Raw genomic sequence first — 21,774 nt, forward strand, 5'->3', positions numbered from 1 at the left:
TCTTGAAGCAAACCGAACGGACCTGAAGATCCCGCCTTTTGAGGCGAAGAGCTCCAGGTCCATCGATTTGCTGCCGCTGCTGCCAGGTTTAGTGCTCTCGGGGAGCCTCATGCGGTTGAGGTTCCTGGTGCGGTGCCGCGGGCTGTGCGTGCTGCGGTTGTGGGTGAGGCTGCTGCTGCACGTGCTGCTGTGGTGGAGCCTGCTGCACATGCGTCGGCTCTACCCTCTGCTGCACGACCGGCTGCTGCACATGTTGCGGCTGCGCATGCTCCGCCTGCTGGGCAGCGCGTTGCTGCTGTTGCAGACGCTGTTGAGCCTGATTGTCTCTCTGCTGTTGCTGCTGCAACTGCTGTGCGCGCTGGTTCTGCTCCTGCTGAACGTGCTGTTCACTGGCGGCACGTTGCTGCTCCTGGCGCTGCACCTGGGTGTCTCTCTGCTGCCGTTCCGCATCGACCTGCTGCACCTGGTGATTCTTGAACTGCTCCTGGTTGGCCTTTTGCTGCTCCTGGTTTGCCCTCTGTTGCTCCTGGTTGACCCTCTGCTGCTCGACAGTCAGCTTCTGCTGTTCCTGGTTGACACGCTGATCGGCCTGCCTGACTTGTTGCATCTGCTGCTGAGGCGGAGCCTGAATGCCACGCGTCGCTTCAATGCGATTCGTTGCTACTGCTTCAGCCGGTCGTCCGTGATTCGCGCTGTAGAACTGCTGGGGATTCTGAGCCGCAGTTGTCCGCAACTGGACCTGGGCAGCCATTGGAGGAATTCTCTGTTCCCGCAGAACCGCGATCTCCTGGGGTCTGGGCCTAACCTGCACGCCCCCATTGCCGCCGTTGTAGGAGACGCGCGTGTTGTTGATGATGGTCACGTTCCGCTCGTACACGTTCCGGATGTTCGTCGTATTGATGCGGTTTACGGCACGGTTGTAGTAGAAGTTATTTCCGTTCCAGTAGCCGCCGTCATAGCCGTAGCCCGTATAGCCGAATCCATAGTTCAAGCCTCCGTAGAAGCCGATGTGCCGAGCCCAGAAACCATGGTGAAAGCGGTAGGCATTGCCGTAGTTGCCCCAGTAGCCGGGGGTCCACAGGGCTCCCTGATAGGGAGCGGCAACCCATGCACCGGGCACCCAGTAGTAGCCGGTATTCGCATAACCCCAGTAGCCGGGGGTCCATAGGTCGTTCGGCTGCGGGGCGGGTGGCTGGTCGTACTCCGGAAGCGGCGGCGGTGGCTGCGTCGCCTGAAGGGCGCTATAGCCTGCGTCGTAGCTCTGGTCGCTATCGTAGTTTCCGTCGTAAGGCTGCTGTTCGGAGTAGCCGCCGGCGTAGGCGGGCGGTTGCGCGTACCCTTGCTGTGGTGCGGCCTGTTGCTGTGGGTAGCTCTCGCCGGTCTGCTGACCGGCATAGCTGGATTGCTGACCAAGAACACGCACCTTCTTGGGCGAGGACGCGGGTGCGGGAGCTGATGCCGGGGCACTCTGCACCGGCGCATTTGGGTCGACCGGCGCGAGGTTGGCTGCCGCCGGGTCCTGACCACCGTTGTCATCGATCACCGGAGCAGGCGTATTTGCCGTGTTGCTCTTGCATCCAGAGACGCCCACAGCTGCAATCACGGCACCGAGGATGTACCCGGCGCTCGTGCGACCAAAGCTTCGACCTGACCATCGCTTCCTTTGTATCGTCGTATCCATATCGATCTCCATCCATATCTGACCACCAGGTGACATGCATCCGTCGCTTCCGATGGGTGCTTTGTCTGTCTGATGCAGTACGTCTCCGCAGCGTCTGCTAAAAGAGAACGCCTCCTCTTCAACCCCAGTTCTTTCCATTCGTTGTCCATTTCTTTCTGTTCGTTGTCCATTGCATTGCGCGAGAAACTCCCACGTGCCAAGCGCCTGTAAGAGGCGCTAGAATCAGAGCTATGAGCCCGCGCTTTCCCCTTCTCAAGCGCTTTCGTCACGGCCGCCGCGATCGCGGACGCGCCTAGCTCTCGCTCTCCGCGAAACACTCGTTCCGATCCTCGCTTTACACTGCCTCGTACTAACACCGGCGTCCCCACGCCCCGCCTGACAGGAGAACTCCGCAATGCCGACCGAACAGCACCCCGACTCCTTCCAATCACGATCCACCCTCACCTCCGGCTCGAAGACCGTGAGCCTCTATCGTTTGCACTCCCTCTCCGAGCAGGGAATCGACCTTACCAAGCTTCCTTTTTCCCTCCGGATCCTGCTGGAGAATCTGCTCCGCCACGAAGATGGTTCGAGCGTCACCGCCGACGACATTCGCTTCCTCGCCAACTGGGACGCCAAGGCTGAACCCTCGCGTGAGATCGCCTATATGCCCGCCCGCGTGCTCATGCAGGACTTCACCGGGGTTCCCGCGATTGTGGACCTCGCCGCCATGCGCGATGCCATGCGTGCTCTTGGCGGGGACCCTGAAAAGATCAATCCGCTCCAGCCCGCGGAACTCGTGATCGATCACTCGGTTCAGGTGGACGAGTTCGGGACTACGAACGCCTACGATCTCAACGCCGCTCTCGAGTTCCAGCGCAATCGCGAGCGCTACGCCTTTCTGAAGTGGGGCCAGACAGCCTTCAACAACTTCTCCGCCGTTCCTCCCGGCATGGGCATCTGCCACCAGGTCAATCTCGAGTACCTCGCCCGCGTGGTCTTCACGACGCAGCCTGACGCCGAAGGCAAGGTCTATGCCTACCCGGACACGCTGGTAGGAACAGACTCCCACACCACCATGGTCAACGGTCTTGGTGTTCTAGGCTGGGGCGTCGGCGGGATTGAAGCCGAGGCGGCGATGCTTGGCCAGCCTGTCTCCATGCTTGTTCCGCAGGTCGTCGGGTTCCGGCTTACCGGCAAGCTCCGTGAGGGCACAACTGCCACGGATCTCGTTCTGACGGTTACAGAGGCACTGCGCAAGTTCGGCGTCGTCGGCAAGTTCGTCGAGTTCTACGGTCCCGGCATCGCCGAGCTTCCGCTCGCCGACCGCGCCACGATCGCTAACATGGCTCCCGAGTATGGGGCCACCTGCGGGATCTTCCCCGTGGACGCCGAGACGCTTCGTTATCTGCGTCTCACCGGGCGCTCGGAAGAGCAGATCGCCCTGGTCGAGGCTTACTACCGCGAGCAGGGGCTGTTCCACACGCCGGATGCTCCCGAGGCAACCTACTCGGCGACCCTTTCGCTTGATTTATCTACCGTCGAGCCGTCTGTTGCCGGACCGAAGCGTCCGCAGGATCGCGTTCTGCTGTCGGAAGCGGGGGCAAGCTTCGCGCAGCAGCTTCCCGCGCTTCAGGGTCCAAACGCCAACAAGCAGGCTGCGCGGCAGATGGTCCGGTGGGAGGGTGAGGGGGGACACGCCAGTGCTTATGGCGATATCACCAGCAGCCTGGGCTCGCCTGCGCCCGCCGTCGATAGCGGCACGGTGGCTGTTGCGACGCTCACCCCGGGGCCGGATACAGAGCACGTCGAAGCGCCGGTGACCTCGATCAAGGGGCGCTTTGGCATCGATCCCGAGCCTTATCTTCACGACGGCTCGATCGTCATCGCGGCGATTACAAGCTGCACCAACACCTCGAATCCGTACGTCATGATGGCTGCCGGGCTGCTTGCGAAGAAAGCTGTTGAAAAGGGTCTGAGCACGCCTCCGTGGGTCAAGTCGTCGCTTGCTCCCGGGTCTCGCGTCGTCACCGACTACTACAACAAGGCGGGGCTCATGTCGTACCTCGACAAGCTCCGCTTCCAGGTCGTCGGCTACGGCTGCACGACGTGTATCGGGAACTCAGGACCGCTGCCGACCGACGTTTCAAAGGCGATCGAGGATCACAACCTGGTTGCTGTCTCGGTGCTTTCGGGTAATCGCAACTTCGAGGGGCGCATCTCTGCCGAGGTTCGCGCCAACTACCTGATGAGCCCACCGCTCGTCGTTGCCTATGCGCTCGCCGGGCACATTGGGCATAACTTCCAGACCGAGCCGCTCGGCCACGACCAGCAGGGACAGCCTGTTTACCTTAAGGACATCTGGCCGACGCAGGCGGAGGTGACCGAGGCCGTCTCCAGTTCGATCGACTCGGAGATGTTCCGGCACCAGTACTCGACCGTCTCGGACGGCGACCAGAACTGGCAGCACCTGAAGTTCCCGATGGGAGATACGTACGGATGGGAGCCTGAGTCGACCTACATTCGTAAGGCTCCGTACTTCGATGGCATGCCTGCCACACCGCCCGCTATTGAAGATATTCGCTCGGCTCGTGTGCTGGCTGTGCTCGGGGACTCGGTTACGACCGACCATATCTCTCCGGCGGGATCGATCAAGCTGAACGGGCCGGCGGGCAAGTACCTCACGGACCATGGGGTCAAGCCGTCGGACTTCAACAGCTACGGCAGCCGGCGGGGCAACCACGAAGTGATGGTGCGGGGGACGTTCGCCAACGTGCGTCTGCGCAACAAGCTCGCGCCGGGGACGGAAGGCGGAGTGACTCGTCTTCTTCCTGAAGGGATGGGCATGAGCATCTATGACGCGTCGGTTGCCTATGCACAGCGCGGGATTCCGCTCGCGATTCTTGCGGGTAAGGAGTACGGCTCCGGCTCGAGCCGCGACTGGGCGGCGAAGGGGCCGAGGCTGCTGGGCATTCGCTTCGTAATCGCCGAGAGCTACGAGAGGATTCACCGGTCGAACCTTGTTGGGATGGGGATTCTGCCGCTGCAGTTCCAGGCTGGCGAGTCGGTCGAATCGCACCTGCTTACCGGGGAGGAGATCTTCACGATCGGCGAGACGCCGGGTACGCTTCGCGCCATGTTGGATTCGAAGTTCGCGAACGGCAAGACGATCCTGGTGATTGCCGAGAGTCCGGATGGAACGCGCAACGAGTTTCCCGTGTCGGTGCGGATCGATACGCCGCAGGAGATCCTCTACTACCAGCACGGCGGCATCCTGCAGTATGTGCTGCGGCAGTTGGCGGGGAAGGCTTAGGTCGAAGGTGCCAGCGAATTTCACCCGTCTCCTCTGCTGGAGGCGGGTGGAATTTGCTTAGAGCAGTTCGACTCCGCCGACCTCTTCGCAGATCTTCCAGAGCTGCTCGGCAGCCGCGATATCTCTTGCCTGGGCCGATACTTTTGCTGGGCCGACGTCCCCGCCGCGCATCTCCAGGAAACCCTGCGGGCCGTAGTAGCCGCCACCCTCTACCTGCGGGGCTGTCGCGGCATACTCCGTTGGCAGCGCACCTTCCGCCTGCGTATTCAGCAGGGCACCGATGAGTCCTGATGCGGCGTGGCGCATCTTTGTCTCGAGCCAGGAGTACTGGTGGGCCTGAAAGAGATTCGTATTCGCGACTCCGGGATGGGCTGCTACGCTTAGGATCTTCGAATTCCTTCTCCGCAGGCGACGATCCATCTCGAACGCTAGCATCAGGTCCGCGAGCTTTGACTGCTGGTAGGCACCCATTGGCGAGTAATGCTCGCGCGATTGCAGATCGTCGAAGTTGATCTTTCCCTGCTTATGGGCGATCGATGCCAGCCAGACGACCCGGGAAGAAGGCGTCAGGGTTGGGAAGAGCCGGGCGGTCAGCGCGAAGTGCCCCACCACATTTGTTCCGAATTGCAGCTCCATCCCCCGGTCTGCCTCCTGCCGCTTCGGTGGGGCCATCACACCGGCGTTATTGATGAGGATGTCGAGCGGCTTGCCTGCTTCTTTCCCGGCGAAGGCGCAGACCGAATCGAGTGACGCGAGGTCGAGCGAGCCCACCTCCACCTTCGCTGCTGGAACCTCGGCGAGAATACGCGACCTTGCCTCGTCGCCTTTCTTCGCGTCTCGAGCCGTCAGGACGACGCTTGCGCCTTTGCGCGCGAGCTCCAGCGCCGCGTAGTAGCCGATGCCGCTGTTTCCGCCGGTTACAATCACTCGCCGCCCGCTCTGATCCGGGATCTGTGCCGGGGTCCACTTCGTATCGCTCATGTCCTCTAGGATGCGCTCGAAAGGACGGTGCCGGGCGATAATAAATAGACATGGGTCTCTTCAAGAAGAAGTTGAAACAGGAGCACAAGGTGATGCTGCAGCACGATCGTGCTGCCGGCGCGCTGCTCCCCGAGTACCACCGCGCTACCCCTGAGTGCCCGCAGCCGGAACGCTGGTCGATGATCGACTCGATGACGGCCGAGGTCGAGGTGCTGGAGTTTCTGGCCACGCTGGTGACGACGATCAAGCCGGAGCTGGTGGTGGAGACGGGATCTTTTCTGGGGGTGTCGACGGAGTGGATCGCGCGTGGCCTGGCTCGGAATGGCTTTGGGCGGGTGATCAGTTGTGAGTATGACCACGTTGTCTATGAGAGAGCTAAAGCGCGCTTCGAAGCCTCGGAGCTACGGCCGTGGATGGAGCTTCGGAACGAATCCAGCCTGGAGATGAAGGTTGACGGGACCATCGATCTGCTGTTTTCCGACTCGGACACACCCATCCGGGAGGCTGAGGTTCGGCGCTTTCTGCCGCAGATGAAGCCCACTGGGATCATCCTTATGCATGACGCCAGCTCGCACCTCAAGGTCGTCCGGGACGCCGCCCTGAAGCTTGAAGCGGAGGGGCTGATTTCCGTTGTTTTGCTTCCCACACCGCGCGGCCTGGTCATTGCCCAGCCGAGGGCGAATCGGGTCTAGCTCACCGGAGTTGTTGCGCCTGCGCGAACGACAGCTTCGATCCCCGAGTTCACCTCGGCCTGCGCGAACTCGGCCGCGACGCGAATGCCATTCATGATCGCCCGCTCGTTCGAGGAACCGTGACCTACGATGCAGACGCCCTGCACTCCAAGCAGCGGCGCTCCGCCATACTCGGAATAATCAAGGCTCTTCTTGAACTCAGCGAACGCTCGGCGGGAGAGGAGAGCCCCTACCTGTGAAGTTACGGTCGACTTCAGGCTCTGGCGCAGCATCACGCTAAAGAGCTTCGCAGCGCCTTCGACCGTCTTGAGCGCTACATTGCCGACGAAGCCGTCGCAGACCGCTACATCACAATCGGCGTTGAAAAGATCACGGCCCTCGACGTTGCCGATGAAGTTGATGGGCAACTGCCGCATGAGGGGAAGCGTATCGCGGGTAAGGGAGTTGCCCTTGGAATCTTCTTCGCCAATCGAAAGCAAGCCGACGCGCGGATTCGTCACCTGCAGCACGTTCTGTGCGTACATGTGACCCATGATTGCGAACTGAACGAGGTTTTCGGGGTCGGAGTCGACGTTTGCGCCTACATCGAGGAGCAGGGAGGGGAAACCAGTGACCGTCGGCAGAATCGTCGCGAGCGCTGGCCGATGCACGCCGGAGAGCATCCCGAGCACCATCTTTGCCGTCGCCATGGCCGCGCCGGTATTTCCCGCTGTGAAGAAGCCGGCGGCCTTGCCCTCGCGTACGCGCTTCAGGCCGACCCGCATGGAAGAGTCGCGCTTATTCCGGACAGCCTGGGCTGCCTTGTCGTCCATGCTGATCCATTCGGACGCATGCACGATTTCGATGGGGAGGGTCTGCCCACGCAGGCAGGCCTTCAGTGCCGGGGCGAGGGTCTCCTCCGGCCCCACGAGCTGGACCCGAACGTCGAGTTGACGGCACGCGAGGATGGCCCCGCGAATCTCGGATTCGGGGGCCTTCTCGGAACCCATTGCATCGACAACGATGTCAGTTGGCATCAAGTGCGTCGCGCCGGAACCTTGCTATCCGTGATTACTTCGCTTCCTTCGACGCAACGACAGCGCGGCCCTTGTACTCGCCGCACTTGGGGCACGCCCGGTGGGAGAGCTTGCGCTCGCCGCAGTTCGGGCAGTTCGCCGGGTTTTCCGGCGAAAGGAAATCGTGAGAGCGGCGGAGAGCAGTGCGGCGCTTGGAGTGGCGGCGCTTCGGATTAGGCATGGTAATTCCCTTTCAGTCAGCCTCAGCGCTCCAAACGAGGTGGAGAACCGGGCGAAAACTTGTGCGTTAGGTCTGTATCCGGCCCGCCAGCCCTGCAAGCGCATTCCAACGCGGGTCGACGGCAGTCGCCTCGCAGTTGCAGGATGCGGAATTCAGATGCTGACCACAGCGCGGGCAAAGCCCTTTACAGTCCGGCGTGCAAAGAGTTCGGGCGGGCAGGGAGAGAAGCACCTGTTCGCGCACGACGTCCTCGAGCAGAAGACCGCTGTTGTCATAATACCCGATTTCCGTCTCGTCCGCAGTAATTGCCCGCTCGGCCGAGTCGGCATCCGCCTCCTGGGGGCGAAAAATGAGGTCAAACTCGCCTTCGATCGGTACGGCAACCGGATCGACGCATCGTGCGCACAGCACTTCGAGATTTCCACTGTAGGAAGCGCGGAGGCGAATGTCGTCCACCATGTCGTTGTGGCCGCGATGCTCGACAAGCAGATCCGCCCGCCCGGTTACTGGCAAAGCCCCGATCTGCGTCACATCCGGAGCGTAGTCCAACACCCCGGCCGGAATGGATTCCGAGAACTCGAGCGGTTCATCAACAAGCTGTAACGGGGTTATGAGCATGGCACCTACTTGGTTTAAGCGTAGGACCACGCGCCCCGCACGTCAATGCCGCCAACCCATCACTCGCCCTTTCGCACGTGACCTTCACCCTCCACGAACGCCTTCAGTCTCCCAAGCGCTCCATCCCACTGCTTCGAGATGGCGTCCAGGTAAGCCGACAGCTCCATTACCGGAGCTGGATCCAGTTCGAACAGGCACTCCCGGCCCGAGCGTGTCGCGTGCACCATTCGCACCCGCTCCAGAACACGGAGGTGCTTCGTCACGGCCTGCCGGGTCAGCGACGTTCCCTCCGTCAGTTCCGCGATCGATTGTCTTTTTCCGCGCCCGAGTCTCGCGAGCAGGAGGAGACGGGTTTCATCGCCGAGCGCGGCGAAGGTCAAGGCCTTCGCGGCTTCCCCGCTAGGACGTTTTGACGAGATAGTCACGGATGTTCTCCATCTGTTGCTCCCACCCGCGCGTGTTCATGCGGAAGGCGTCCGTGTAACGTCCGGGCGGAATCTTCTCGAAGCCGGACTCGGTTACTACGAGTCGTGTGCCTTCTGCCGTCTCCGTCAAGTGGAACTGCACGAGAGTCTGGGGCTCGTTGGAGTAGTCGATATCGGGATCGATCGCGTAGGGGTGCCAGGTGTAAGCGAAGTAGGAAACGGGCTCGATTGCCTGGATGAAGATCTCGAATTTCAGTCGTTCATACTTTGCATGGCTGAACCGAAACCTGTTTGCTTTTCCTGCCACGAACTCACCCTCCACCATCACCTTGAACCACTCGCCGAACTGACGCGAGTCCGTCAACGCCTCCCAAACGCGCGCCACCGGCGCCGCGATGTCGATCTGCTTTTGAATGCGATCTTCCATATGGCAACCTCCTGGTTGCGGATGAGCTTAAGCGAATCCGATCTGCTTATGCAACCATTTTGTTGCGTGTTTTTACCTCAGACTGTAAACAGGTGAATTCCTGCCACCCCAGCGGCTCCGGCCTGGACGCACTTCTCGGCGTTTTCTGACGTCACCCCACCCAGGGCCAGCACCGGGATACCTTCCGCGATCTCACAGGCCCTGGTTAGGCTGTCGAGGCCAGCTCCAGGAACCCGCTGAACCCCGGCCACCCACTTTCCGAAAACCGGGCTGAACAGAATCAGGTCAGCTCCAGCCTTGCGCGCCTGCCGCACCTCGACGAGCGTGTGGCACGCTTTGCTTATGACCGGGGGGGGCAGCCCTTTTGCTGCGAACAAGGCTCGCACCTGCGCCGGCGTCAGCTCGCCTGGCGTCCCGCCAAGATGCACGCCCGATGCGGCAACCGCGACGGCGACGTCCACCCGTGTGTTGATTAACACGCGCAAGTCCATTCCCGTTCCGGTCACGGCGGCAAGCAGCTCCCGGGCCAACTCCGCGAGCTCACCCGCCGGGAGATTCTTCTCCCGAAGCTGCACAAATTCAATCCCCTGAAACGCCAGTTGCCGAACCTGTTCCAAAAGGCCCTGTCGCTGCCTCTGCCTCCGCGCATCTTGAGTCAGAGAGGCATATCCTTGTGAGGGAGTGATCGTGCCGTTCCCGAACCCTCCGTCCGTAATGGCATATCGCAGCATGGGTCAGTGTAGGCGTAACGGACGGTAACCGGCGTATGGTAGGTTTTAGGCACTACGACATTTGAAGTACGGAACGGCGTTCCCAGGGCAACCCGGAACGATACATCGCCAGGGCGACAGGCCGCAAGCAGGCCCAACAGATCACGGCCACCAGGAGTGGCCACCAACCGCGACAGGGAAGAACACGCGCGAATGAGTACTGCATACGATTTGATCGTCATCGGGTCCGGACCGGCCGGGCAGCGAGCCGCCATTTACGCCGCAAAACTTGGGAAGAAGGTCGCGCTGGTTGAGATGCGCGAGGTCGTGGGCGGAGCCTGTATCTCCACCGGGACCATTCCGTCCAAGACCATGCGCGAGGCTGTCCTTCACCTCTCCGGTTACAACTACAAGTCCATCTACGGCATGAACTACCGCGTGAAGGAACGCATTACGATGGCGGATCTCGCCTTCCGCGTTCAGCACGTGATCAAGACCGAGATCGATGTAACCGAGGCGCAGCTTTCGCGCAATAACATCGAGATGCTTGTCGGCGTTGCGAGCTTTGAGGATCCAACTCACGTTAAAGTGACCAATTCCAAAGGGGCGACGGTTTACGAGGCGAAGAACATTCTTATTGCCACCGGGACGAAACCGGCCTCCTCGCCCAAGGTTCCCATCAACGGGCGGAGCATCATTAATAGCGATCTCGTTCTTGACCTGGTGAATCTGCCGAAGACCCTGATTGTCGTCGGTGGCGGCGTCATCGGTGTCGAGTACACCTGTATGTTTTCCGCACTCGGAGTTCGCGTCACTCTGATCGAACGCCGTCCGCGGCTGCTTGAGTTCGCCGACCAGGAGATCATCGAGGCTCTCAGTTACCACCTCCGCGATTCCCGGGTCACGATGCGGCTGAATGAAGAGGTCGAGAGCGTCGAAGAGATGCCTGACGGGACCGTGGTCGCCAACCTGGAGTCCAAAAAGAAGGTGCAGGGCGATGCACTCCTGTTCGCGGTTGGTCGCCAGGGAAATGTCGACGAACTCAATCTTCCCGCCGTTGGGGTCGAGTCTGACTCGCGCGGACGCATTCCCGTCGACAAGGATTTTCGGACGAAGCAGCCGACCATCTTCGCCGTGGGCGATGTGATTGGGTTCCCGTCGCTTGCGTCGGTTTCGATGGAGCAGGGGCGTGTCGCGGCTGCGCGGGCGTTTGGAGACGAGACGATTCTCTCGAATCCAAGCTTTTACCCTTATGGGATTTACACCATTCCCGAAATAAGCTTCATAGGCAAAACGGAAGAGCAGTTGACCGAAGAAGATGTTCCTTACGAGGTTGGCGTGGCCTATTATCGCGAGATCGCCCGTGGGCAGATCCGTGGGGATACGACAGGCCGCCTCAAGATCATCTTTCACCGTATGACCCATGCCATTTTGGGAGTTCACATCATCGGGGAGGGAGCCAGCGAGCTTTTGCACATCGGTCAGGCCGTGATGGCCCTCGGTGGAAAGCTGGATTATTTCGTCGATACGGTGTTCAACTACCCAACTCTGGCTGAATGTTATAAAGTAGCCGCGTTCAACGGTCTCAACCGTGTGAGCAAGTTCGAGTAGCCTGCGCGCCGCGGGCAGGCGCAAGCAACGTCTCTGAATTTTCAAAACACATGTCTCGCATGCGGGACGTGCGGGATTTGAATTTGATGGAATTGGCAGACCCTGAACCGATTGAGGTGGAAGATGGCGAAGAGTATTGGCGTGACATTATCGGAGCGGGTGGTTGCGGGTCTCGTCGTGGATCACAAGCTTGCGGGACCAATGCGTGTGTTTCCCGAGGCGCATGACGATGAGTACGCGCTCGTGGAAATGCCGGCCGACGCCATCATGCATACGCTTTGTCAGCAGATCATCCAGGTGGCCGACGGGGCGACGGATATCGTTTCGGTGGGAGTCGGAGTTCCCGGGGTGATTCGGAACGGCGTTGTGGAAGAGGCTCCGAATCTTGCACAGTTGAAGGGAGCGCGGTTCCAGGAAGTGCTCGGGGGAAAGCTGAAGGAAAATGGGCTGAATGCGTCGGTGAATCTGCTGAACGACGCCGATGGATTCGCCGCGGGAATTGCCGCGACGCATGGGCGACTGGATAGCATCGTTCGGGTTTGGACGCTGGGTGTTGGCATAGGCTTTGGGCGCTATCCTTTTCTTCCGGGTGCTTGGGAGGGTGGTCATACCACCGTCACCCTGGACGATAAGGAGAACTACTGCGGATGCGGCGGGCGAGGTCACATGGAAGGCATCATGGGGCATCGTGCCATGCGTCTGCGCTTTCTCGATATGGAGCCGGAAGAGGTCTTCGAAGCGGCTGCGAAGGGTGATGCGCGCTGCCTGGATTTCAAGAGGCTCTGGCACAAGGCGCTTGCGGCCGGAACGGCTACCTCCATTCACCTTGATGGCCCGGGGAAATTCTTTATCGCGGGGTTCAACGTTCGCTTTGTCGATCTGTCCATGCTGAAGGACTACATTCAGCGGATGGTCAAGATGAGTCCGCTTCAGGCTTATTCGCTTGAGATCGTTCAGGACGATGCGGAGACCCGGATCATTGGAGCTGCCGTTGCGGCGGAACAGGCTGCGACTCGCTGAACCTGCCTATCCGCCTGGTGCTCGGAAGCGGCGGGTTGACCTCTATTTCTGGCAGGCCGGGCAGAAGTGGGTGCTGCGACCCCCGACGGTGATCTTCTTTATGGGTGTGCCGCAGACCACGCAGGGTTTTCCCGTTCTGGAATAGACCTTGTGCTCGAGTTGGAAGAAGCCTCGTACTCCGTCGGCATCGACGTAGTCCGAGACAGAGGAGCCGCCGAGTTGGATCGCGTGCTTGAGGACTACGGTCAGGGCTTCGCGTAGTTTCGACAGTTCGGCTCGGTTGAGGCGGCCTGCCTGGCGGCGGGGACGGATGCCGGCGCGGAAGAGGCTCTCGTCGGCGTAGATGTTTCCTACTCCGTGCAGGAGCGACTGGTTTAGCAGGGCTGCTTTGATGGGGGTCTTTCTGCCTCGGAAGAGTGCGATGAAGTCCTCGACCGAGATGGTCAGTGGCTCGCGGCCCGGGCCCTCGTACTTTTCAGCATGCGCGGCTAGGTGATGAACGGATAGGCGCCCGAATCTTCGGGCGTCGACGAAGCGGATCTCCCGTCCGCCGCTCAGGGTGAGGACGGCGTGGGTGTGTGGGGGCATCGGGACATCGGGTTCGGAGACCAGGAGTCTTCCGGTCATGCCGAGATGGATGAGGAACTGGGCTTTCTCTTCCTCGGCTTGCGTCAGATCGCAGACGATGGTCTTGCCGACGCGGTGAATCTTGTCGATCCGCGCACCGGTGAGCGTCTCGGCGATCTCTTCCGGCGGAGACTTGAAGGTTTGCGGCTTTCCGCTTGTCCAGACCGCCTCGATGACCTGGCCGTGGGTGCGCTCGTGGACGCCGTTTGCGACGGTTTCGACTTCGGGGAGCTCAGGCATGCAGCATCCAGCTTACCCTTCCAGCGGTAGTATGATGATGGTTTGGGGAGCCGATTCCCCACCATCCTGCGTCACACCAATCCTTTGGAGCAATCACGTCGTGAGTCAGCGTAAATCAGCGGTCATTCTGGGTGCCCAATGGGGCGATGAGGGTAAAGGCAAGATCGTCGATGTGCTCTCGGAGAAGTTCTCCGTGGTTGCCCGCTATGCCGGGGGCCACAACGCCGGGCATACCGTCATCATCAAGGGCCGCAAGTTTGTTCTGCAACTGATTCCGTGCGGTGTGCTGCGGCCCGAGTGCCGAGGCGTGATCGGCAACGGTGTTGTGCTCGACCCGATGGCATTCCTGAGCGAGGTGAAGAAGCTGAAGGATGCGGGGCTTCCGATCGATGGACAGCTTTTTGTTTCGAACCGGGCACAGGTAATCCTGCCGTATCACCGGATGATCGAGCTTGCGGCCGAGAATGCTCCGGGACGGACCAAGATCGGAACGACGAGCCGCGGCATTGGACCGGCGTACGAAGACAAGATGCACCGCAGTGGGCTGCGTGTGGTCGACATGCTGAACTCGCAGCTTTTGCGGACGCATATCAACAACGCCTGCTACGAGAAGAACACGATCGCTCATGCGCTCTTTGGCACCGAGCCACTGGATCCGAAGGCGATGTACGAGGAGTATGCGCGCGCCGCCGAACAGATCGCTCCGTTTGTGACGGATACGGCCGTGATGCTGAACGAGGCGCTCCGCAATGGCGAGAAGGTGATGTTCGAGGGAGCGCAGGGAGCGCTGCTCGATATCGACCACGGGACCTATCCTTTTGTGACGTCGTCGTCTGCCACGGCGGGCGGTGCGGTGACCGGGACTGGCGTTGGGCCGACCATGATCGGAACGGTTATCGGGGTGACAAAGGCTTACGTCACGCGTGTCGGCGAGGGGCCCTTCCCGACCGAGATCCATGACGATACGGCCGACCTGCTGCGGGCGCGCGGGCAGGAGTATGGCGCGGTGACGGGTAGGCCACGCCGTTGCGGCTGGCTCGATCTGCCGCTGCTTCGCTACTCCAACATGATCAACGGCACCGAGTGGCTGGTCGTGACGAAGATGGATGTGATGGACGAGTGCCGCGAGATCCCGGTCTGCACCGGATACCGGGTGGATGGCAAGGTAACCGATACGATTCCGGCGGATATGCGCGGCTTCGATTCGATCCAGCCGATCTACACGACGCTGAAGGGGTGGGGTGAATCGACCGAGGGAATCACGGAGTTCGACAAACTTCCGAAACTCGCGCAGGATTATCTTCACTTCGTCGAGAAGGAATCGGGCGCGAAGATCGGGATGGTCTCGACGGGTCCGGACCGCGACCAGACGATGACGCTTCCCGCCTTTGAGGATGCACTGCGCGCCTAGGTGCGGATAGCGGATGGTTTTTGAGGGGTGGGTGGATGATCAGTTTCACGGTGAGGATGCGTTTCGACTCGAAGGACCACGAACGGATTGCGGAGATACTTCGCGACCTGACCCTGGCCTCTCGACAGGAGCCGGGATGCGTCAGCTACGTGGCGCATTTCGTCGACGGCGATCCGGACACGGTCGTGATCTATGAGCAGTATGCGGATGAGAAAGCACGCGAGCACCACAGGAACACGCCTCACTTTCATCATCATGCAATCGGAGGCCTCTACCAGTTGATGAAGGACCGCCAGGTGGAGACTCTTGTCGCGGTCTGCTGACGGGTTCCACACGGTGGCCGGGGCTGCCATCCGTGGCGAAAGTTGCAAAATGGCTCTATCCAGAACACTTTATTGAAGCTACATCAGACTTTGTTTTGACTTACTGCCAAAATCCGGACTACTATCCGGTACGGCTATGCGACTGCACCCTGCAAAATCGCTTGTTTCCCTGATTCCTTGTGTTCTTCTCCTTGTTGTGCTTCCCACGGCGAATTGCACTCTGCTGTTCGGCCTTGCAGGCAAGCACGCTTTGAAGAAGGACGCGAAGCGCCAGATCGAAGATATGGAGACGCAGTGGCGAGACGCCCAACTCACGGGCAATGTGTCCGAGATGGAGAGGCTGCTGTCGGAGGACTACTTCGGCATCTCGATGACGGGGCAGGTGAACACCAAGGAGCAGCAACTTGACCGTATTCGCAAGCGGACGCTAGTCCTCTCCAAAATTGAATTAAGCGATGTGAAGGTGAAGCTGATCGGCACGACCGCCGTGGTCACTTCGCGCGCCGAGGTGGAAGGGACGAGCGACGGAACCCCGATGCGCGGGAGCTTCCGCTACACCCGCGTTTACCAGCGGACACCCGCAGGATTGTGGAAGATCACGAACTTCGAGGCGACGCGCCTGGCGCGACCGAACCAGCCCGAAGGCGAGACTTCGGCGCAAAAGTAGATCTAAAGAGCGTTGTTTCGCGCCGGAAAGACGTCTCTGAGCCGCTTCCAGGTCGTTTCGAGAAGCTCAGGGATGATGCGCGTCTCGCCAGTGACGGTCATGAAGTTGGTGTCTCCGGCCCAGCGGGGCAGGGCATGCATGTGGAGGTGGCTGGCGACTCCGGCCCCGGCGGCTTCCCCTAGGTTTAGACCGAAGTTCAGGCCGTCGGGGTGGTAGACCGCACGGAGGGCTGTGTCGACCTGCTGCGCGGTGGACATGATCTCCTGGGCTACTTCAGGGCGGAGCCCGGCGAGCGAGTCGGTGTGGTCGTAGGGGACGATGAGCGCATGGCCGGTCGAATAAGGGAAACGATTGAGACAGAGGAAGCTGTGCCGGCTTCGAGCGACGATGAGAGCGGCGCGCTCGGCATCTTCAGACGACATTCCATGATCGATTGCGAAGTCGACGGAAGCGATCATGTTGCAGAAGACACAGTTGCTCGCAGAGGAAAGCGGGTTGGTTGGGTCGGCTCCAGGCCAGGCGGAGAGCGCCTCGGGGACGCCTTTGGCGCGGCCGGCGTCGGCGCCGGAGATGTAGGCGTAGCGCCATGGGGTCCAGAGGCGATCCATGGATTGAGTATATGTGGTGAATATATGGGAGATGTCGAGGCGTGTACGGGGAGGTTTCTTGACGTGCCTTCCGGAAGGGAATATGCTTTGGAGTGAGCCACTGCGTGTGGGATCCAAGAGCAGCCGCTCCTCTGCAACTATGTTTCGCTTTTGCCTCCTTCATCTTTACGGGAATAACTCACGATCGGTCCTTTCTGGACTGTCGGAGCCTGTGAGGAATCGATGCCTGGCGAGAGTGGATCTTGGGTCCTGGAGTACGCACTATACATGGTAGACGACCATAATCCCGATTACACCGAGAGCAAACCCCTGAACACCGAACTGGAAACCATTACGCCCGAAGCGACAGCGGAGCATGCCGACCTGTCATCCGATTCCACCTCAACCACGCACGAGACTGCACAAAGCGGTTCCGTGGACGCGCCCGAGAGTCATTCCTCCAACGCGGTAGCTTCAAGCCCGACCCAGACGATCCAGGCCGAACAGGCCGCCGATGAGCCGGACTACGACGCGGCTGACTTTGCCGCGGCGCTGGCGAACTTCGACCGTGAGCAGGCAGCCGAGAGCGCTGCCGCGCAGAGCATGACGGCCGAAGAAGTCGTCGTGACGGGAACCGTCGTGAAGATCACGGACAAGCACGTCGTGGTCGACATCGGTCTGAAGAGCGAAGGACTGATTCCGCTGGAGCAGGTTCTGGACGCCGAGGGAAACTCGAAGTTCAAGACCGGCGATACGGTTGAGGTTGTGGTCGAGCGGGAAGAGGCCGAGGGTGGCTATCTCGTCAGCTACGAGAAGGCGCAGCGTCACAAGGTTTGGGACAAGCTGGAGCAGGCTGCCAACGACAAGACACCTGTCAAGGGAATGGTTCTGAGCCGCGTCAAGGGCGGTCTGACCGTCGACATCGGCATCAAGGCGTTCCTGCCTGGCTCGCAGGTTGAGGTGCGTCCGGTTCGCAATCTCGACGGCTATATCGGCACCGAGATCGAAGTTCGGGTTATCAAGCTGAACAAGAAGCGCGGCAATGTCGTCATTTCGCGCAAGGAACTGCTTGAGGAAGACCAGAACGCGAAGAAGGCGGTCACGCTTTCGACCCTCGAAGAGGGTTCGGTCCTGACCGGGACAGTCAAGAACCTCACCGACTACGGCGCATTCGTCGATATGGGCGGCCTCGATGGCCTTCTTCACATCACGGATATGAGCTGGGGCCGGTTGACGCATCCGCGTGATCTGGTCAACGTGGGCGACGAGATCCAGGTGAAGGTCCTCAAGTTCGACAAGGATAAGCAGCGCGTTTCGCTGGGCTTCAAGCAGCTGACGCCTGACCCATGGCTCGATGCGACCGAGCGTTACCCGATTGGTGCGCAGGTTCGTGGACGCGTTCTGTCGGTCACCGACTACGGCGCGTTTGTCGAGCTCGAGCAGGGTATCGAAGGCCTCGTGCACGTTTCGGAGATGACCTGGTCCAAGCGGATGAAGCATCCGTCGAAGATGGTCAAGCCGGGCGATGAGGTCGACACGATCATCCTCAGCGTGAACCCGAACGACCGCCGCATCTCGCTTGGCATGAAGCAACTCCAGGAGAATCCGTGGGAGCAGCTCGAGGACAAGTACCCGACGGGCGCGATCATCGAAGGCCGCGTTCGCAACCTGACTGACTTCGGTGCGTTCATCGAGATCGAAGACGGGATCGACGGACTCGTTCACGTCTCGAACCTGAGCTGGACGAAGCGCATCAAGCATCCTTCGGAAGTGCTGAAGAAGGGCGAGAAGGTTCGGGCCATCGTGCTCGGCGTCGAGCCTGAGAATCGCCGGCTTTCGCTTGGCGTGAAGCAGCTTCAGCCGGATGTCTGGGATACGTTCTTCGCACAGCACCGCATTGGCGACGTCATCAAGGGCAAGATTCTGCGCACAGCGCAGTTTGGAGCCTTCGTTGAGATCGCTGAAGGAGTCGAGGGCCTGTGCCACGTCTCCGAGGCGGTCGACGCGACCGGCCAGCCCGTCAAGATGGATGTGGACTCGGAGCACGAGTTCAAGATCGTCAAGATGAACCAGGAAGAGAAGAAGGTCGGCTTGAGCATTCGTGCAGTTGGCGAAGAGGCGAGCCGGGCCGAGGTCGAGAGCTACAAGGAGCGCGAGCACGGCGGCGGCAAGTCGTCTTCGAACTCCCAGTCCTCGAACAGCGGCAACAGCAGCAGCACCACGCTGGGCGACCTGATCAACTGGAAGCGGTCCGAACGCGAGTAGTTACTACTCTGTAAACGATGAGAGGCCACCCTTCGGGGTGGCCTCTTGCTTTAGATTTGCTCTCCAGCCGGAGTAGATTTCCCTTGGAATCGACAGTCAGATGCCACTTCGGAATGGATGGGTATCCGATCGGCTAGAAAAGAGAGCCGCCCTGATGGGCGGCCTGTGTTGCGGCGGGGGTTTGAGGATTACGCCATTTCGGGGTAGTCGGCCATCTTGCGGGAGGCGCGTTCCATGACTTCGATCTCGGCCTCGGCAAACATATCCGGCGGCACGCCAGCGATTGCAACGTAGCCCGGTTCGTCACCGAGAGCCTGGGAGATCTGGTTCCACCGGAGGAATGGAGAGGTCGTCGGTAGAACGATCATGCGGCGCTTGGGTTCGGGCATCGCGAAGTAGCCGATCCACACCACGAAGGAGGCGCAGATTGCCAGGCCGTTGATCATATTCAGCGGGGAGTACATATCCTTGTTGGACACGATCCACGCGGACGCCACGAGATTGGTGGTGGCGAGGAGTCCGAGGCCGAGACTCACGCCGAAGACGCGGCTGCGGTACGACAGGCCCATCGGCCGGATCGCGAAGCAGACGAAGAGAAGCAGGCAGAGGGTGAGGATGCTCGATGTCTGCTGGAGCTGGCTGACAGCGCGGATGACAAACCTCATTCCGGAGACGTGAGGTCCGAAGGCAAGACCGATCGAGACAGCGATCGAGATTGCGGCAGCCCACCTGAAAACCAGGGATCCGAGCCGTTGGAGACCCGGAAGGGGTGCCATCGCAAGCTTGTAGATGCCGTAGACCGCCATCAGGAGAAGAGCGGCCTCGAGTGCGTAGCTTACCCAGTAGACGTAGAAGTAGCACCGGTAGAAGGCCACGGGCATGTTGAGGTGTTTCCAGCGCAACATCAGGGTCGTTCCGAGCGTGAGATCGGCGAATAGCCTGACGGCGAGGAAGAGGGTGAGGTAGAGGAAGCTTCGCATCTGCCTGCGGACAAGGATCACCGCCAGGGAGCCGATGCAGACAAAGCACTCGACCCAGGAGAGCATATCGATGAGATAGCGAAGATTCAACGGGATGACCCCCAGAAGACCAGCATAGCCTACGGGGGGTCGAAAGAGAAGACTAAATAACGCCGCTTCCGTTGCCCATGATCCCACATCCGTTCGGATCATCGGGGGGGCAGGTCGGGATCGGGAAAGCGCTGGACTTTGTTGTGAGGGGCTTGGCGGTGTGCTGCTGCGCGGTGGAAATATGGGTAGAGGCGGCAGCTCCGGTGAGGGCGAGAACGACGACGAAAGCGCGGATGGCAATCTTCATGAGGGTAGCTCCTAGGCTCGGCGAAGATTCCTATGGACTTGCCGGCTAAAGAGACCCTAGTATCTACAATGAACTAAGTCCAATAAAAACAACAACATAACAGAGTAGTATCTATATGATATTACTAAGGTCATCATTACAAGAAAAGACAATTCCCCAAAGGTTGCAGACGCAAAAAGCCGGCCCTGAAGGCCGGCTGGGTGCTTCGTTTTCCCCGTATGTCTTAGGAAACTGCCGCAACAGGGGGAGGTGCAGGCTGTGCCGACGGGCTCTGTGCCGCAGCGGGCTGGGGTGCGGGCGCCGCCTTCTTGGGAGCAGGGGGCTGCTGTTCCGCCTTTTTCGATGGCGCGATGATGGCGTGGAGCGTTGTGCCTTCCATGCGGGGCATGAATTCGACCAGGCCCGCATCGCCGATATCGAGGATCAGGCGATTGATGATCTTGTAGCCGAGATCGCGGTGCGCCATCTGGCGGCCCTTGAAGCGCAGCGACGCCTTGACCTTATCGCCTTCGCCAAGGAAGCGGACGGCCTGATTCTTCTTCGTCTGGTAGTCGTGCTCGTCGACGGTGACGGAGAACTTCACTTCCTTAATGACGATGACCTTCTGCTTCTTGCGTGCAGCGCGGTCGGACTTGTCCTTCTCGTAGAGGAACTTGCCGTAGTCCTGGATCTTGCAGACGGGTGGCACGGCGTTTGGGGAGATTTCGACGAGGTCGAGGGTACGCTCGCGGGCCATCTTGAGGGCTTCGAAGGGAGCCATGACGCCGAGTTGCTCGCCGTTTTCGTCAATGACGCGGACTTCGCGGGCGCGAATTCGTTCGTTGGTACGGATAAAAGACTTTGCGGAACGTTTATCTATCGGGGGAATAGGTCGCCTCCACAGCCACTGATTCGTAGGGCCGTGCGTTGGTTTAAGTTTTAGCCCGCAAAAGAGATGCGCGGCTGCAACGTGAAGTATAGCATTTTCGCGGAAAAACTGGTGCTTTCGGCTGGACAGGATGTGGGCCAAAGTGTGGTTGATGCGGGCGGCGGTTCGGTAACGGGAAGGGGTGACCATGGGAAGTTGCAGGAATCGTGCTGGAAGGTGAATATGGTGTAGCCACGGACGGAATCAGAGCAGGGAACGCCAGCGCGGCGCGGAGGTGTGTGTGAAGCAACGACGGATTTTGCTTGTCGATGATGAGATTACGGTGCTGCTGACGTTGAAGGCGGTGCTCGAGATCAGCGGGTTTGACGTGGATACGGCGGCGTCGGCCAAGGAAGGCAAGTCGAAGATCGGCAAGCGCGAGTACGAGATGATCATCACGGACATGCGCATGGAGCATGACGTGGCGGGTGTCGAGGTGATCAAGGCGGCGCGGACGGCGAAGTATCACCCGGCGGTGGCGTTGCTGACGGCCTTTCCGATGTCGGACGAAGACTGGCAGGAGACGGGCGCGGACAAGATGCTCGTGAAGCCGATGCAGACGCGCATGTTGATCCAGCAACTGGAAAAGCTGCTGACGGCGCATCAGGCGAAGCTGGCGAAGGCTGCGGGTGGAGAAGCGAAGCCGAAGAAGCCGATTGCTGCGCCTGAGCCCGAGGCGGTTGGGGCAGGGAAGGTCAGCAAGAATAAGGCTAAGAAGTAAGGGACCAGCCGCGGTT

The 21,774-nt window shown here is 60.2% G+C and carries 22 protein-coding genes; 9 read left to right on the top strand and 13 right to left on the bottom strand.

What is annotated here, in order from left to right; translation table 11 throughout:
* Positions 1-88: 88 nt before the first annotated feature.
* A complete protein-coding gene (locus GRAN_RS09275; RefSeq protein WP_161570908.1) occupies positions 89-1,717 on the bottom strand; it encodes a YXWGXW repeat-containing protein in 1,629 nt (542 codons plus the stop codon).
* A gap of 358 nt (positions 1,718-2,075) precedes the next feature.
* On the opposite strand from GRAN_RS09275, the gene acnA reads away from it, so the two are divergent.
* Positions 2,076-4,973, top strand: coding sequence for an aconitate hydratase (gene acnA / locus GRAN_RS09280; RefSeq protein WP_128912606.1), 2,898 nt, complete (start codon positions 2,076-2,078; stop codon positions 4,971-4,973).
* Between the two features lie 57 nt (positions 4,974-5,030).
* On the opposite strand, the gene GRAN_RS09285 is transcribed toward acnA, so the two are convergent.
* On the bottom strand, positions 5,031-5,954 hold the full coding sequence (locus GRAN_RS09285) for an oxidoreductase (protein WP_128912607.1): 924 nt from the start codon (positions 5,952-5,954) through the stop codon (positions 5,031-5,033).
* Between the two features lie 50 nt (positions 5,955-6,004).
* Here GRAN_RS09285 and GRAN_RS09290 point away from each other — a divergent pair, with 50 nt between their 5' ends.
* Entirely contained in the window at positions 6,005-6,646 is a 642-nt protein-coding gene (locus GRAN_RS09290) for an O-methyltransferase (protein ID WP_128912608.1), read from the top strand.
* Here the strand turns inward: GRAN_RS09290 and plsX are convergent.
* From plsX to GRAN_RS09320, 6 genes are all read right to left on the bottom strand, one after another.
* Positions 6,643-7,662, bottom strand: a complete 1,020-nt coding sequence (plsX, locus tag GRAN_RS09295) for a phosphate acyltransferase PlsX (RefSeq protein WP_128912609.1) — start codon at positions 7,660-7,662, stop codon at positions 6,643-6,645. The two genes, GRAN_RS09290 and plsX, sit on opposite strands and share 4 nt — an antisense overlap.
* Positions 7,663-7,696: 34 nt before the next feature.
* Entirely contained in the window at positions 7,697-7,882 is a 186-nt protein-coding gene (gene rpmF, locus GRAN_RS09300) for a 50S ribosomal protein L32 (protein ID WP_128912610.1), read from the bottom strand.
* Between the two features lie 66 nt (positions 7,883-7,948).
* Positions 7,949-8,500 carry a YceD family protein gene (locus GRAN_RS09305; protein WP_128912611.1) on the bottom strand — a complete coding sequence of 184 codons (552 nt, stop codon included), beginning with the start codon at positions 8,498-8,500 and terminating at the stop codon, positions 7,949-7,951.
* A gap of 59 nt (positions 8,501-8,559) precedes the next feature.
* Positions 8,560-8,925, bottom strand: a complete 366-nt coding sequence (locus tag GRAN_RS09310) for an ArsR/SmtB family transcription factor (protein WP_241654428.1) — start codon at positions 8,923-8,925, stop codon at positions 8,560-8,562.
* The gene (locus GRAN_RS09315) at positions 8,900-9,352 is read right to left on the bottom strand and encodes an SRPBCC family protein (RefSeq protein WP_128912612.1); all 453 of its coding nucleotides are present in this window, start codon (positions 9,350-9,352) and stop codon (positions 8,900-8,902) included. Before GRAN_RS09315 ends, GRAN_RS09310 begins: the two co-directional genes overlap by 26 nt.
* 77 nt (positions 9,353-9,429) lie before the next feature.
* Positions 9,430-10,083, bottom strand: a complete 654-nt coding sequence (locus GRAN_RS09320; protein ID WP_128912613.1) for a thiamine phosphate synthase — start codon at positions 10,081-10,083, stop codon at positions 9,430-9,432.
* A gap of 192 nt (positions 10,084-10,275) precedes the next feature.
* On the opposite strand from GRAN_RS09320, the gene sthA reads away from it, so the two are divergent.
* Both sthA and GRAN_RS09330 read left to right on the top strand, forming a co-directional pair.
* Positions 10,276-11,673 (top strand): Si-specific NAD(P)(+) transhydrogenase, encoded by a 1,398-nt coding sequence (gene sthA / locus GRAN_RS09325; protein ID WP_128912614.1) that lies wholly within the window; start codon positions 10,276-10,278, stop codon positions 11,671-11,673.
* 123 nt (positions 11,674-11,796) lie between these two features.
* Positions 11,797-12,693, top strand: coding sequence for an ROK family protein (locus GRAN_RS09330; protein ID WP_128912615.1), 897 nt, complete (start codon positions 11,797-11,799; stop codon positions 12,691-12,693).
* Positions 12,694-12,735: 42 nt separating this feature from the next.
* Here GRAN_RS09330 and GRAN_RS09335 read toward each other — a convergent pair whose 3' ends face one another.
* Positions 12,736-13,560, bottom strand: a complete 825-nt coding sequence (locus tag GRAN_RS09335) for a DNA-formamidopyrimidine glycosylase (RefSeq protein ID WP_128912616.1) — start codon at positions 13,558-13,560, stop codon at positions 12,736-12,738.
* Positions 13,561-13,660: 100 nt separating this feature from the next.
* On the opposite strand from GRAN_RS09335, the gene GRAN_RS09340 reads away from it, so the two are divergent.
* From GRAN_RS09340 to GRAN_RS09350, 3 genes are all read left to right on the top strand, one after another.
* The gene (locus GRAN_RS09340) at positions 13,661-14,971 is read left to right on the top strand and encodes an adenylosuccinate synthase (protein ID WP_128912617.1); all 1,311 of its coding nucleotides are present in this window, start codon (positions 13,661-13,663) and stop codon (positions 14,969-14,971) included.
* Between the two features lie 35 nt (positions 14,972-15,006).
* Entirely contained in the window at positions 15,007-15,294 is a 288-nt protein-coding gene (locus GRAN_RS09345) for a putative quinol monooxygenase (RefSeq protein ID WP_128912618.1), read from the top strand.
* A 250-nt stretch (positions 15,295-15,544) separates the two neighbouring features.
* The gene (locus tag GRAN_RS09350) at positions 15,545-15,961 is read left to right on the top strand and encodes a nuclear transport factor 2 family protein (protein ID WP_241654429.1); all 417 of its coding nucleotides are present in this window, start codon (positions 15,545-15,547) and stop codon (positions 15,959-15,961) included.
* Positions 15,962-15,963: 2 nt separating this feature from the next.
* Here GRAN_RS09350 and GRAN_RS09355 read toward each other — a convergent pair whose 3' ends face one another.
* The gene (locus tag GRAN_RS09355; protein WP_128912620.1) at positions 15,964-16,569 is read right to left on the bottom strand and encodes an HIT family protein; all 606 of its coding nucleotides are present in this window, start codon (positions 16,567-16,569) and stop codon (positions 15,964-15,966) included.
* A gap of 267 nt (positions 16,570-16,836) precedes the next feature.
* Between GRAN_RS09355 and GRAN_RS09360 the strand changes: the two genes are divergently transcribed.
* On the top strand, positions 16,837-18,813 hold the full coding sequence (locus GRAN_RS09360; RefSeq protein ID WP_128912621.1) for a 30S ribosomal protein S1: 1,977 nt from the start codon (positions 16,837-16,839) through the stop codon (positions 18,811-18,813).
* A 188-nt stretch (positions 18,814-19,001) separates the two neighbouring features.
* On the opposite strand, the gene GRAN_RS09365 is transcribed toward GRAN_RS09360, so the two are convergent.
* The 3 genes from GRAN_RS09365 to infC all read right to left on the bottom strand — a co-directional run bounded on the left by GRAN_RS09365 (position 19,002) and on the right by infC (position 21,013).
* The gene (locus tag GRAN_RS09365; protein ID WP_241654430.1) at positions 19,002-19,883 is read right to left on the bottom strand and encodes a hypothetical protein; all 882 of its coding nucleotides are present in this window, start codon (positions 19,881-19,883) and stop codon (positions 19,002-19,004) included.
* Between the two features lie 52 nt (positions 19,884-19,935).
* Positions 19,936-20,130 carry a hypothetical protein gene (locus GRAN_RS09370; RefSeq protein WP_128912622.1) on the bottom strand — a complete coding sequence of 65 codons (195 nt, stop codon included), beginning with the start codon at positions 20,128-20,130 and terminating at the stop codon, positions 19,936-19,938.
* A gap of 223 nt (positions 20,131-20,353) precedes the next feature.
* Positions 20,354-21,013: a translation initiation factor IF-3 gene (gene infC / locus GRAN_RS09375; protein ID WP_338323426.1), complete on the bottom strand. Its 660-nt coding sequence runs from the start codon at positions 21,011-21,013 to the stop codon at positions 20,354-20,356.
* A gap of 265 nt (positions 21,014-21,278) precedes the next feature.
* On the opposite strand from infC, the gene GRAN_RS09380 reads away from it, so the two are divergent.
* Positions 21,279-21,758 (top strand): response regulator, encoded by a 480-nt coding sequence (locus GRAN_RS09380; protein WP_128912623.1) that lies wholly within the window; start codon positions 21,279-21,281, stop codon positions 21,756-21,758.
* Positions 21,759-21,774: the final 16 nt, after the last annotated feature.

Origin of the sequence: Granulicella sibirica (assembly GCF_004115155.1) — a bacterium.
Taxonomy (GTDB): Bacteria; Acidobacteriota; Terriglobia; order Terriglobales; family Acidobacteriaceae; genus Edaphobacter; species Edaphobacter sibiricus.